The following is a 12081-nucleotide window of genomic DNA, read 5'->3' on the forward strand; positions in this document are numbered from 1 at the left end:
GGTCCGGATCGATCGGTGGGGTCCGCCCGGGGCGCCCGGGCCGTCACGGAAGGCGCCGCTCAGCGCAGTCCGCCGAGCGAACGCCCGTCCTCCAGGGTGCCCTTCAGCTCGGCCTGCGCGCCCTGCTCGGCCGGGACGGTGAGCAGGCTGCCCCGCGCCGCCCCGTCGACCCCGCCCGCCGCCCGGATCGACGCGGTCTCCCGGCCGCCGGCCGCCAGCAGGTACCAGTCACCGGCCTTCGACTTCCACAACACCCCGGCCAGCACGTGCGGATCACGCGCACCGCACGCCGGGACGTTCTCCGCCTTCGCCGCCACCGCCCCGTACGCCCCGCCCGGGGTGTGGAACTGCGCGAGCACCCGCGCCCCGCCGCCCCGCCAGGTCTCCGCCCGCGTGCACACCCACGCCGCCGAGCCGCTCGCGTCGGGCAGCGGCTGCTCGTTGAACGCCCAGGCGTTGACGCTGCGCACCCCTGCCGAGCGGAGCGTGCCCAGCGAGCAGGCGAACGGTTGCCAGGCGTGCAGCGCCGCCGCCCCGGACACGTCACCCGGACGGCCGGGCCGGCCCGTGGTGAGCCGGGCCGGGACCAGCTCGCCGAGGTCGGTCAGCAGCCGGGTCCGGGCCCCGTCGGTCAGTTGCAGGACGTTCCACGAGGTGCACGGGCCGGACCGCAGGGCCGGGCTGGCCAGCGGCGCGGTCACCCCGTCGGTCAGCGCCAGGTCCATCGCGCCGGAGCCGGGCTTCATCAGATCCCGCTCGGCCGCCTCCTCGACCCACGGAGCGGTCAGGTAACGGACGTTGCCGTCGGCCCGGCCCAGCACCACCGCGCCCGCCTCGGCCCGGGAGGCACCGTCGACCCGTGCGAAGTCGAGGGCGGCGCCCTGCGTGCCGTCCTTCGGCTCGGCGTAGCGGGCGACACGCAGACCGTCGTAGAGGATCACCACGCGTGCGGCGTCGACCGTCCCGGCGTACAGCAGCTGCGGTGGGCCCGCCGGGCCGCCGGAGGGGGTGCCGGGTGTCGCCGAGACCTGGACCGTCTCCCCGGGGCGCGCCCACACCGCGAGGGCCCGGCGCAGCAGGGCGTCGTCGCCGGTGAGGTCGCCCCGGGCCGGCCACACGGAGAAGTCGGTGCGCGCCGAGCCGCGCCACGCGGCAGGGGGGACCCGGGTCAGCTTCCCCGGGTCCAGGGCGGCCTGCGCGGCCGGGTTGCGCGCGTACGGCGGTGCGGCGGCACCGTCGGGTCCCCAGCCCTCGCCGGGCAGTCCGAGCAGTGCCCCGCACACCAGCAGGGCCGCTCCGGCCGCCAGCGCGGCCTTCAGGTGCTGGCGCCGCCGCATCAGGTCGGTCGGGCGGGCCTGCAGCGAGCAGGGGTCGAACTCGGGGGAGTCCAGCAGGGCGAACTGCTCGGGGATCCCGCCGGCCTCCAGCAGCGCGCCGTCCGGGTCGGCGACCCCGGCGGCCGCGAGCACCCTGCGCGCGCCGTCGTCCGTCAGCCGCTCCAGACCGCGCAGCGCGTACGCGGCCCGGGCCGGACCCGAGAGCGTGGACAGCCGCTGGTCCAGGGAGAGTTCGTCGGCGCCGCCGGAGCGCGGGAAGAGCTTCAGACCCCACACCTGCGGCAGCAGCGGCGGCAACTGGGACCGCTTGGGCCAGGTCCGCAGCCGCAGCGGCAGCCCCGCCTGGAGCGCCGTGCGCAGCACCTGGAGCCGGACCAGGGCGTAACCGGGGTCGCCGTCCCGGCCGGTGGACTGGGCCGGGATCACCGGCGCCGGGGTGCGGTTGCGGGGCAGGGCCCGCTGGGTGAGGGCGTGTGCGGTCAGGACGCGCCGGCTGCGGCCCAGGCCGGGCGGCAGCACCAGGTAGGCCAGCCGGACGAGCCGCGGATAGTGCTCGACGAGGGCGGCCTCGGCCTGCTCGACGTCGACGACCGGGCCGGCGGGGGAGGGGGGTGCGGGGCGCTGGGCGACATCCTGTGACTGCACGTTCAGCAGAACGAGCGAATCGGTGGATGGTCACCTGACCACCCCGTGTTCAGGCCCCCGGCCGCCGCGCCGGCTCGACGAGCAGCCGGGCGTAGTTCGCCATCGACCGCTGGTAGCGCGGCAGATGGGGGGCCAGGGCGCCCAGGACCAGCGACAGGCCCTCGCGGTCGCGGCCGAGACTGGACAGGCACAGGGCGAGCGTGGCGCGCACGGCGTCGTCCAGCTCGTCGGACGGGGCGTCGAGTTCGGCTTCGAGCAGCTCGGCGCCCTCCTCGGCCTGCCCGATGTTCCGCAGTGAGCTGGCCAGCTGGATCTTCGTCCGGCGGGCCTTGTAGGGGCTGACGCCGGCCAGTCCCCGGGCCAGCGCCTCCCGGTACAGCGGGACCGCCCGGTCCGAGTGGCCGGTCGAGTCCCAGGCGCAGGCCTGCTCGAACGGGCCCAGCGGGCTGTCCCCGGGCAGTTCGGCCACGAGGGCGTCGACATCGGCGCGGAAGCGGGCCTCGTCCTCGGCGGTCTCGGCGTAGTCGCCGAAACGTGCCCACAGGGCGGTCACGCGATCTTCCCAGTCCTGATTCACCGGGCCACCCTCGCACGGGAGTGCCCACCGGGGCAGCGGGATTTTTGAGCACTCCGGGCCCCGGAGCCGTATCGAGGGGGAGAGCCTCGTTGCCAGGGCTCCGTGCGGCATGCGTCCGGACCGTGCCGTGACAAGGACCGGAGGAACAGATGAGGGTGACCCGACCGATGCTCGCGCTGAGCGGCGCGGTGGCGATACTGGCGCTGGCCGGCTGCGGATCCGGCGGCGAGCACGAGGCGGCGGCCGTGCCCGAGGCGGTGACCGGCAGCCTGGAGCACATCGCGGCCGAGGCCAAGTGCAAGCCGGACATGCAGACCGACGCCGACACCATCCGTCAGGCCATCTGCAAGAGGGGCGAGGAGAAGTACGTCCTCGCCACCTTCGCCACCGACCGTGGCCAGCGCGAGTGGCTGAACGGCGCCAAGGACTACGGCGGTTACTACCTCGTCGGCCGCAAGTGGGTCGCCGTCGGCCAGGAGAAGACCGTGACGGCGCTGCAGGGCACCCTCGGCGGGACCATGGAGGAGGGCTCCGAGCACATGAACCCCGGTGGCAGCCACAACAAGGGCGGCCATCACGGCTGACCGGGCGGAACGCGGGGCAAGCGAAAGCCGGCGGTGGGAATTCCCACCGCCGGCTTCTCACATGGTCCGGACTACTGGCAGTCCTCGCCGTTGTTGATGCACTGGACCATCTCGTTCATCAGGTCCTCGTCGAAGAAGTTGATGAAGTCGTTGTGGTCCGTGATCGGCTTGTGCAGCTGCTCCGGGAAGGAGTCCACCGCGAAGGCGTTCTGCACCTGCCCGTTGTTGATCTGCGGCGCCTGGACGTCGTAGACCAGGCGGACCTGGAGCTGGGGGATGGCCTGGAAGCCGTTCGAGCAGCTGCCGTCCGCCTCCACGAAGTCCACGTGGGTGCGGTGGTTGGCGCTGTCGATGTTCTGGCCGTCCCAGCAGCTCTGGAAGTTGGACGTGCGCACCACGGAGCTGCCCTGGGGGCAGATCGGGTACTTGTCCGTCACCTGCCGGTCCTCGAAGCCGGTGCAGCTCCAGGAGGTGTTGGCGTTGTTCAGGCCGTTGGTGAAGGACTTGGCGTCACCGGTGATGATGCGCAGGGCCTTCGGCATGGCGACGACGTCGCTGGTGCGGTTGCCGACGAACTTCAGCTGCGCCTCGGCCGGCTCGACGATCTTGCCGACGTTGCCGTCCTGGCCACCGCCGGGCTGACCCTGGTCGATGTCCTGCGAGCCGTCCTGGATGCGCAGGACCGGCCAGAAGTAGGAGGACTTGTCGCCCTGGTTCTGGCAGGTGGTCTGGGCGTTGGCCAGGTCCTCGTCGCTCGCGAAGGCGTTGTTGCTCTGGTTGCCGACGTAGTCGTGCTGGTGCTGCGCGCCGTTGGAGACACCGGGCGCCACGATCACGTTGTCGGAGTTGCGGTTCTCGTTCTCGTTGGTGCCGCAGTTCGTGGTGAACGAGCCGGTGGAGCCGCCGTCGCCGTTCGCGGCGAGACCGTTGGGCAGGTTGCGGGAGTTGGGCTGCACGTCCTCGATCTTGATGAAGTCCGCCGCCGCGGGGCCGTTGCCCGCCTGGCCTCCGTTGCCGCCCTGGCCGCCGTTGTTCTGGCCGCCGCCGTTCTGACCGCCGTTGTTCTGGCCGCCGCCGTTCTGGCCGCCTCCGGCGTTGCCGTCGTTGGTGTTCGGGTTCGCGGGCATGCCCTTGCAGCCGGCCAGCCTGCCGAGGTTGGGTGCCTTGCCGCCCACCCGCCGGATGTTGATGCCGATCCGGTCGAGTGCCGCGGTCCGCTTCGCCTTCAGCGGGCCGAGGATGGCGTTGTTGACGAAGCCGGGGTCACCGGCCTGGGCCTGACGCGTGGAGGCGAGCCGCGAGTACGCCTCGCTGATCTGCTTGTCGAGGTTCGCCAGCTCCCGGTCCACCCCCCGCCGGGCGCGCTTGGGCACCTTGGTCAGTTTCTGACCGACGTCCGGGCACTGGATCGTGGCGATCTGCGCGCCCGCGGCCTTCGTCTGGTTCGCCGGATTCTCCTCGTGCGCCGAGGCGTAGAAGTTTGCCCAGATCAGCCCGCCCCCACCGAGCGCTAGGGCCGCCGATGCGGCTATGGCCTTTGTGGCCAGCGGCGTACGGCGTTTTCTTGTGTTGCGTCCCATGGAACTCCTCTGACTTCCTTTTTCGGGGGCATCGAGGCGCCCGACAGGAGTGAAGCGGCTCCCTTCCATACGGAGGCCGTCCCACGGGTGTTCAGAGGTCCCGGAAATCGGTGCGAGATTCGTGGGGACACTGCGTGCTCAACAGCCTCCGGAATACCGGGAGTTGTCGGTCGCCCACCGTGGGTGCGCGCACGCGTCCGGTTTCACCGGTCGTGGTCGAGATACGCGAGAACCGCCAGCACGCGCCGGTTGTCGTCGTCCGAGACCTCGAGGCCCAGTTTGGCGAAGATGTTCGCGGTGTGCTTGGCGATCGCCCGTTCCGTCACGACCAGTTTCCCGGCGATCGCCGCGTTGGACCGGCCCTGCGCCATCAGCTCCAGCACCTCCAGCTCCCGGGGCGTCAGCCGCGCCAGGGGCCGGTCGGTGCCCGACTGCCGCGCCAGCAACTGCTGGATGACCTGCGGATCCATCGCCGTACCCCCGGCCGCCACCCGCCGTACCGCGTCCGTGAACTGCTCGGCGTCGAACACCCGGTCCTTCAGCAGGTAGCCGACGCCGCCGCTGCCGTCGGCGAGCAGCTCGCGCGCGTACAGCTGCTCCACGTGCTGGGAGAGCACCAGCACCGGCAGGCCGGGCCGCCGGCGGCGGGCGTCGAGCGCGCACTGCAGGCCCTCGTCGGTGTGCGTGGGCGGCAGGCGCACGTCGACCACGGCGACGTCCGGGTCCAGTTCGGCCAGGGCGGAGGCCAGTTCGGGCCCGGACTCGACGGCCGCCGCGATCTCGAAGCCGTGCGCCTGCAGCAGCCGCACCAGTCCGTCGCGCAGCAGGAAGAGGTCTTCGGCCAGGACTACGCGCAAGGGATCTCCACGGTGACCATGGTGGGGCCGCCCGCGGGGCTGCTGACGGCCAGGACGCCGTCGAATGTACCCAGTCGCCGTTCGACCCCGGCCAGGCCCGAACCGGCCCCGATCACCGCGCCGCCCCGGCCGTTGTCCGTCACGGTCGCCCGCAGCATGCCGTCCGCCCGGTGCAGGTCGACCCAGATCCGGTCGGCGCCCGAGTGCTTCACCGCGTTGGTGAGCACCTCGCTCACGGCGAAGTACGCGGCCGACTCCACGGGCGCCTCGGCCCGCCCGGGCAGGTCCACGCTCACCTCGGTGGCCACCGGCAGCCGCAGTGCCAGCGCCCGCACCGCGTCGCCCAGACCGCGCTCGGCCAGCACCGGCGGATGGATGCCGCGCACCAGCTCGCGCAGCTCGGTCAGGGCCTCCACCGAGGACTTGCGGGCCTGCGCGATCAGCTCCTTGGCCCGGTCCGGGTCCTTGTCGAGGAGCGCCTCGATGGTGCCGAGGTCCATGCCGACGGCGACCAGCCGCGCCTGCGCGCCGTCGTGCAGGTCCCGCTCGATGCGCCGCAGTTCGGCCGCGGAGGCGTCGACCGCGTCCCGGCGCGTCTCGGTCAGCACCCGCACCCGCTCGGCCAGCCGCTCCTGGTCGCCGCCGAGCATCGCCCGGGTCAGCCGGAAGTGCGCACCGAGCAGGCGCGGGGTGAGGAAGTGCGCGAGGAACAGCAGGCCCAGGGCGAGGACGGCGGCACCGAGCGCCGACGCCTGACCCGTCACCGGCACGAAGCCGTACCAGTACCCGTCGGGGAAGACACGCCACAGCCCGAGAGCGAGCGCGAAGCCCTCCAGTGGGTAGAGCAGCAGGGCGGCCGGCAGCAGCGCGGTGACGAACCCCGCGGTCATGTCCACCGGCAGCCACCGCAGGTCCCGCCAGGTCGCCGGGTCGCCCAGCATGCCGAAGGTGCGTGCCCACGGGTTGGCGTCCTTCGGCAGCGGACGGTAGGACGGCGGGATCCGCACCCCGCCCCACTCGGCCGCCAGCACCCGCCGCCAGTCGGCGAACGCCCGTACCCCCGTCAGCACGTACGGCGTCGTGACGATCCCGACCCCGATCGGGATGAGCCCGATGGAGACGAGGGACAGGCACAGGCACAGCACCGCCCCCGGCAGCGAGATCAGGGCCAGCGCCAGCCCCCGCACCGCGGCGAGCCCCATGCCCCGGGCCGCCGCACGCGAGTCGCCGGTCTTCGTGTCGATGGTCATGACGTCAGTCTGGTCGAGCGGGCTGGCCGGGTCACGGGGCCGGACACCCGGCCGGAGGGTGGTGCTACCTACACCCCCCGGAGCGCCGGCCCGTGGTTCAGGAGCCCGGGCCGGCCGCGAGCACCTTCGCCTCCACCTCCGGGTCCAGCCCGTTCCGCGTCCGGTCCGTGCGCTGCGGCGCGACCCCGCCGAGGGCGCACAGCCAGCTCCAGGTGTCGGCGACCGTCTCCTCGACGGGCCGGCAGCGCAGACCGGCCGTGAGCGCACGGGAGACGTCCGCGCCGTGCAGGGCGTCGTGCAGGTCGCTGCCGGGCGGCACCCACACCGGCAGTTCGACCCACGGCTCGATGCCCGCGGCGAGGATCACCCCGGGCTCGGTCCACCGCAGCTCGGCCGTACCGCCGGTGACCCGCGCGCACGCCTCGAGCAGCGTCCCCGTGGTGGCGTGTCCCCGCGGGCTGATCAGGTTGTACGGCCCGCTCAGCCCCCGCTCCGCCGCCCCGAGAATCCACTCGGCCAGATCCCGCACGTCGACGTACTGCAGGGGCAGTTCCCGCGGTCCCGGTGCCAGGACCGGGCCGCCCCGGGCCATCCGGGTCAGCCACCACGGCAGACGGCCGACGTTCTCGTACGGACCGAGGATCAGCCCGGCCCGGACGAGCACCGAGTCGTCCGCGCCGAAGCCCTCGACCGCGGCCAGCTCGCCGCCGCGCTTGTCCCGGGCGTAGTCGCTCTGCCCGGCCCCCGGGGACGCGCCCTCCACCAGGGGCGCGTCCTCGCCGTACCCGGCGGGCGGGGCCCAGGCGTACACCGAGCAGCTCGACACGTACACGTACCGTCCGGCGCGGCCCCGCAGCAGCCGCGCCGTGTCCTGTACGGCCCGGGGCGCCGCCGACCAGGTGTCGACGACGGCGTCCCACGCGCCGCCGTCCTCGGCGAGGGCGGTGAGCCCGCCGGGCGCGGTGCGGTCGCCGTGCAGCGTCCGCGCGCCCGGCGGCGCCTGGTGCCGCCCCCGGTGGAAGACGGTCACCTCCCAGCCCCGCGCGAGCGCCGCCTCCACGACGGCCCGCCCCACGAACTCCGTACCACCCAGCACCAGAAGCCTCATGCCGACGACTGTGCCCGGTGCGGCGCGTGCACGGAACGGCGATCTGCTGTCGGCAGACGCCGCGTCAGTGCGCCGTCGGCGGAACGTACTTGTAGCCGACGCGGCGCACCGTGCGGATGGTGTCCCGGTGCTCCGCCCCGAGCTTGCGGCGCAGACGGGCGATGTGCACGTCGACCGTGCGGCCGTCGCCCACGTGGCCGTAGCCCCACACCGTGCCGACCAGCTGGTCCCGGGTGTGCACCCGGCCGGGGTGGGCCACCAGGTGGGCGAGGAGCTCGAACTCCAGGTACGTGAGGTCGAGCGGCCGGCCGGCCACCGCGGCGGTGCGCTGCACGGTGTCGACCCGGATCAGCGGCTCGGCGCCCGGCTCGGCCTCGGCCGCCGCCGGCCGGCCGGGCACCGCCACCGGGAACGGGGGCTGCTGGTCGGCGGGGACGAGCACCAGGTAGCCGATCATCGGCGGCTGCCCGGGCAGGGCCGGCAGGGTGTGCTGGGGAGCCGGCAGCCAGGTGGCCCCGGGCGGCAGCAGGTCCGCGACCGTCACCACCTCGTCCCGGTCGACGGCACGCAGCCGGTGCCGGGGACCGTGCGGGACGGGGGAGTCGAGGGTGGCGGTGGACAGGGAACGAGTGGTCGCCATGAGAGGTCAGCTCTTTCGCGCGAGGGGTTCGTCGGGGAGGTCGACGGCCGCGAGTTCGTGGTCGGGCTCGCCGAGGACGTACGCGGTTCGCGCTGGCCGAAGGCCGGGGTGTACGGCTTTAGAGGGCCGGCGCGTTCGTCGCGCGGCAACACACCCGGTCGAAGTCGTGGTGCTGACGGGAAGGCCAGAAGGGCTCGAGGTCATGGCGACCCGTCGCGGTGTGCTTCTGGTAGCTGGCCATGAGGCCATTGAAGCAGACGGAGGCCGACTGCCGGGACCCTTCTCTCACTGCTTGGACAGCGGGCCGATGTCGGGTGCGTCACCCCACGGCAACGCGAGAGGGCGCGCACCGCGAACGGTGAGCGCCCTCCGGGAAGCCGTGCGGACCGGGGGTCAGACCTGGCCGGCCTTCTCCAGCGCCGTGCAGCAGGTGTCGACGAGCAGGCGGGTCACCACGTACGGGTCGACGTTGGCGTTGGGACGGCGGTCCTCGATGTAGCCCTTGCCGTCCTTCTCGACCTGCCACGGGATGCGGACCGAGGCGCCGCGGTTGGAGACGCCGTAGGAGTACTCGTTCCACGGGGCGGTCTCGTGCAGGCCGGTCAGGCGGTCGTCGATGCCGGCGCCGTAGTTCTTGACGTGGTCGAGCGGCTTGGAGCCCTCGCCGAGCGCCTCGGCGGCGGTGATGATCGCGTCGTAGGACTCGCGCATCGCCTTGGTGGAGAAGTTGGTGTGCGCGCCGGCGCCGTTCCAGTCGCCCTTGACCGGCTTCGGGTCGAGGGTGGCGGCGATGTCGAAGTCCTCGGCGGTGCGGTAGAGCAGCCAGCGGGCCACCCACAGCTGGTCCGAGACCTCCAGCGGGGCCAGCGGGCCGACCTGGAACTCCCACTGGCCGGGCATGACCTCGGCGTTGATGCCGGACAGGCCGAGGCCGGCCTTCAGGCAGTTGTCGAGGTGGGCCTCGACGACGTCACGGCCGAAGATCTCATCGGCGCCGACGCCGCAGTAGTAGCCGCCCTGCGGGGCCGGGAAACCGCCCTTGGGGAAGCCGAGCGGGTAGCCGTCCTTGAAGAACGTGTACTCCTGCTCGATGCCGAAGATCGGCTCCTGCGCGGCGAACTTCTCCGCCACCTCGGCCAGCGCCGCTCGGGTGTTGGTGGGGTGCGGGGTGAGGTCGATGTTCAGCACCTCGCACAGGACGAGCACGTCGTCGCCGCCGCGGATCGGGTCCGGGCAGGTGAAGACCGGCTTGAGCACGCAGTCCGAGGCGTGGCCCTCGGCCTGGTTGGTGGAGGACCCGTCGAAGCCCCAGATCGGCAGCGCGTCCAGACCGGCGGGGGAGCCCGCGATGATCTTGGTCTTGGAACGCAGTTTGGCCGTCGGCTCGGTGCCGTCGATCCAGATGTACTCAGCCTTGAAGGTCACGGGCCACATCCTTCGGGGGTGTGTCTGGGCGCGTATCGCGGGTGCTGCGGCGCTGCGGCACTGAAACGCCGCCGGTGCTGCCCGGCAGCCTCGCAACGGGCGATTTCCCGGCCATTGCTCGGATGTGAACCCCGTGTTACCTGGTGGCGCTGTGCCGCACCTCATGGTGTGAGGGTGTCCGGCCCCGGGAAAGGCGCAGGTCACCGGCTCCCCTCCGTCAAGCCGGTGACCGGCACCGCGTGGCCCTGACGTGCCGGTCCCGCCGCCCCTGGCCGGGGGTGGCGGGACCGGTGACACGTACGAGGGACGGCCGAGGGGGTGGGCCGCCGCCTCAGTGGCTTCCCCGGCCGTCCGGCCTCACCCCACCTTCTCGATCACGGCCCGGCGGATCAGGAACTTGCCGGGCTCACGGACCTGTTCGAAGGCCGCGTTGTTCAGCAGCACACAACTGCCGGAGACCGAAGTGACCTCCACCGTCGTGGACTTGTTGTTGTCCAGGTTGGTGACCTTCAGTTTCGTGCCGGCCGGGAACTGGTTGCTGGACGCGGCGGGCGCACCGCCCTCGCCGGAGAGCGTGACCGTGGAGCCGTTGCACACCTGCTGCCCGGCGGCCGCCCCGCCGCCACCGGCGTTGCCCGCCGGGGCGGACGCGGCGGGCGGGGAGGCCGGGGCGGAGGCGGCCGGAGCCGACGGCTGGGCGGGCTGCGCCGGCTGCGTGGCCTGGGAGTCCTGAGCCGACTCCCCCACCACGCAGCCCGACGCCTCCTGCTTGCGCTTGATCTCGGCGACGACCGCCTCGCGGTTGGCGATCCGCGCCTCGGACTGGGCGTCGGGGGCGGCCCGCTGGTCCGCGATGAACTTCTGGTTGTTGCCGAGCGCGGTGGCGAGGCCCAGGCAGACCGTCGACTCCGAGGCCGACTTGGGGATCTGCGCGGCGTTCGACGTGCTCGCCATGACGAAGGCCCCGCCTCCCGCCACCGTCGCCGCGCTCACGAACAGCGCGATCTTCTTCTTCGTGCCGAGGGTTCTCCTACGCGACATGCGCGCCTCCTGCAGAGGTAGGGGAGCGTACGCCGCTATGTACGAGATACCGAACGGGGTTGCTCAGTGGTGGCGGAAGTCGCTGAAGTGACCTGCGCCACAAGGCGGTTGCCCGGCGTCAACGCCCCAGTGCGTCCCGTACGGCCTCCTCGGTGCGGGCCACCACCGCCGTGCCGTCGTCCGCGGTGATGATCGGGCGCTGGATCAGCTTCGGGTGCTCGGCGAGCGCCTTGATCCACCGGTCGCGCGCGCCGGCGTCCCTCGGCCACTGCTTCAGTCCCAGCTCCTTGGCGGCCGCCTCCTGCGTCCGGGTGATGTCCCAGGGTTCGAGGCCGAGACGCGCGAGCACGTCACGGATCTCGTCCTCGCCCGGCACGTCCTCCAGGTAGCGGCGGACGGTGTAGTCGGCGCCCTCGGCGTCGAGCAGCTGCACGGCGCTGCGGCACTTCGAGCAGGCCGGATTGATCCAGATCTCCATGGCGCTCACGGTACGCGCTCCCCGCTCTGTTCGATTTTCTGCCGACCCATCCGCCCTGCCGGGAACGGCCGTGACGGGCCGCCAACTACCGTCGCCACCTGGGCATTTACGGGCCCCCGTGCGCTGCCCGTTGTCAGTGCCCGGCGGTAAACTGTAAGCAGTGTTCGAGGGTGGCGCCGACGACGCCGACGTCTTCGGCGGACCGCCCGACCGCGACAGGAGGATGCCTGTGCCCGCTGCCGCCCTGAAGCCGAAGCCGCTGCCCACCCAGTCCACCGCGAAGCGTCCCGTCCTGCTCGACCTGCCGTACGCGCCCGTGGAGAAGCGGCCGCTGCCGCCGGGCCGGCCCCGCGAGTGGTACGTGACGCACAACCGCCGCCTGAAGGCGATGCGTCTGGCCATCGCCCTGCTCGACTCCGGCGTCTACCTGCCGAACCAGGCCCGCAACGAGACGATCCGCGACACGGCGGAGCTGATCGGTGTCCACCCGCCGTCGGACACGACGTGCCACATGGTGCGGGCGTTCATGCGCTACGCACGCTGACCGGGCCGTTCACGA

Annotated in this window: 12 protein-coding genes; 2 read left to right on the forward strand and 10 right to left on the reverse strand. The window is 72.8% G+C overall.

Annotated elements, in window-relative coordinates:
* Nucleotides 1-59: 59 nt before the first annotated feature.
* Both ACF07N_RS33795 and ACF07N_RS33800 read right to left on the reverse strand, forming a co-directional pair.
* Complete coding sequence (locus ACF07N_RS33795; RefSeq protein ID WP_392120425.1) at nt 60-1982, reverse strand: hypothetical protein; 1923 nt, start codon at nt 1980-1982, stop codon at nt 60-62.
* 49 nt (nt 1983-2031) lie between these two features.
* A complete protein-coding gene (locus tag ACF07N_RS33800; protein ID WP_392120427.1) occupies nt 2032-2559 on the reverse strand; it encodes a tetratricopeptide repeat protein in 528 nt (175 codons plus the stop codon).
* Between the two features lie 149 nt (nt 2560-2708).
* Between ACF07N_RS33800 and ACF07N_RS33805 the strand changes: the two genes are divergently transcribed.
* Complete coding sequence (locus ACF07N_RS33805; protein ID WP_383340809.1) at nt 2709-3143, forward strand: hypothetical protein; 435 nt, start codon at nt 2709-2711, stop codon at nt 3141-3143.
* Between the two features lie 71 nt (nt 3144-3214).
* On the opposite strand, the gene ACF07N_RS33810 is transcribed toward ACF07N_RS33805, so the two are convergent.
* The 8 genes from ACF07N_RS33810 to ACF07N_RS33845 all read right to left on the reverse strand — a co-directional run bounded on the left by ACF07N_RS33810 (nt 3215) and on the right by ACF07N_RS33845 (nt 11522).
* Nucleotides 3215-4723 (reverse strand): DUF1996 domain-containing protein, encoded by a 1509-nt coding sequence (locus tag ACF07N_RS33810; protein WP_392120429.1) that lies wholly within the window; start codon nt 4721-4723, stop codon nt 3215-3217.
* 203 nt (nt 4724-4926) lie between these two features.
* A complete protein-coding gene (locus tag ACF07N_RS33815; protein WP_392120431.1) occupies nt 4927-5580 on the reverse strand; it encodes a LuxR C-terminal-related transcriptional regulator in 654 nt (217 codons plus the stop codon).
* Nucleotides 5571-6830, reverse strand: coding sequence for a sensor histidine kinase (locus tag ACF07N_RS33820; protein ID WP_392120433.1), 1260 nt, complete (start codon nt 6828-6830; stop codon nt 5571-5573). The genes ACF07N_RS33815 and ACF07N_RS33820 overlap by 10 nt, the downstream gene beginning before the upstream one ends.
* 97 nt (nt 6831-6927) lie before the next feature.
* Nucleotides 6928-7938: an SDR family oxidoreductase gene (locus tag ACF07N_RS33825; protein WP_392120435.1), complete on the reverse strand. Its 1011-nt coding sequence runs from the start codon at nt 7936-7938 to the stop codon at nt 6928-6930.
* A gap of 64 nt (nt 7939-8002) precedes the next feature.
* The gene (locus ACF07N_RS33830; RefSeq protein ID WP_392120436.1) at nt 8003-8578 is read right to left on the reverse strand and encodes a winged helix-turn-helix domain-containing protein; all 576 of its coding nucleotides are present in this window, start codon (nt 8576-8578) and stop codon (nt 8003-8005) included.
* A 393-nt stretch (nt 8579-8971) separates the two neighbouring features.
* On the reverse strand, nt 8972-10003 hold the full coding sequence (gene glnII, locus ACF07N_RS33835) for a glutamine synthetase (protein WP_383323551.1): 1032 nt from the start codon (nt 10001-10003) through the stop codon (nt 8972-8974).
* Nucleotides 10004-10360: 357 nt separating this feature from the next.
* Nucleotides 10361-11044 carry a hypothetical protein gene (locus ACF07N_RS33840; RefSeq protein WP_392120438.1) on the reverse strand — a complete coding sequence of 228 codons (684 nt, stop codon included), beginning with the start codon at nt 11042-11044 and terminating at the stop codon, nt 10361-10363.
* A 118-nt stretch (nt 11045-11162) separates the two neighbouring features.
* Entirely contained in the window at nt 11163-11522 is a 360-nt protein-coding gene (locus ACF07N_RS33845) for an arsenate reductase family protein (protein WP_383323557.1), read from the reverse strand.
* 229 nt (nt 11523-11751) lie between these two features.
* On the opposite strand from ACF07N_RS33845, the gene ACF07N_RS33850 reads away from it, so the two are divergent.
* A complete protein-coding gene (locus ACF07N_RS33850) occupies nt 11752-12066 on the forward strand; it encodes a hypothetical protein (protein WP_309098129.1) in 315 nt (104 codons plus the stop codon).
* Nucleotides 12067-12081: the final 15 nt, after the last annotated feature.

The organism is Streptomyces sp. NPDC015242 (assembly GCF_043079125.1).
Classification (GTDB): domain Bacteria; phylum Actinomycetota; class Actinomycetes; order Streptomycetales; family Streptomycetaceae; genus Streptomyces.

Excerpts from the sequence above, each read along its gene's own strand:
- ACF07N_RS33845 (WP_383323557.1), bottom strand. The coding sequence starts at position 11,522 with ATGGAGATCTGGATCAATCCGGCCTGCTCGAAGTGCCGCAGCGCCGTG.
- ACF07N_RS33805 (WP_383340809.1), top strand. The coding sequence starts at position 2,709 with ATGAGGGTGACCCGACCGATGCTCGCGCTGAGCGGCGCGGTGGCGATA.
- ACF07N_RS33810 (WP_392120429.1), bottom strand. The coding sequence starts at position 4,723 with ATGGGACGCAACACAAGAAAACGCCGTACGCCGCTGGCCACAAAGGCC.
- ACF07N_RS33820 (WP_392120433.1), bottom strand. The coding sequence starts at position 6,830 with ATGACCATCGACACGAAGACCGGCGACTCGCGTGCGGCGGCCCGGGGC.
- ACF07N_RS33825 (WP_392120435.1), bottom strand. The coding sequence starts at position 7,938 with ATGAGGCTTCTGGTGCTGGGTGGTACGGAGTTCGTGGGGCGGGCCGTC.
- ACF07N_RS33830 (WP_392120436.1), bottom strand. The coding sequence starts at position 8,578 with ATGGCGACCACTCGTTCCCTGTCCACCGCCACCCTCGACTCCCCCGTC.
- ACF07N_RS33840 (WP_392120438.1), bottom strand. The coding sequence starts at position 11,044 with ATGTCGCGTAGGAGAACCCTCGGCACGAAGAAGAAGATCGCGCTGTTC.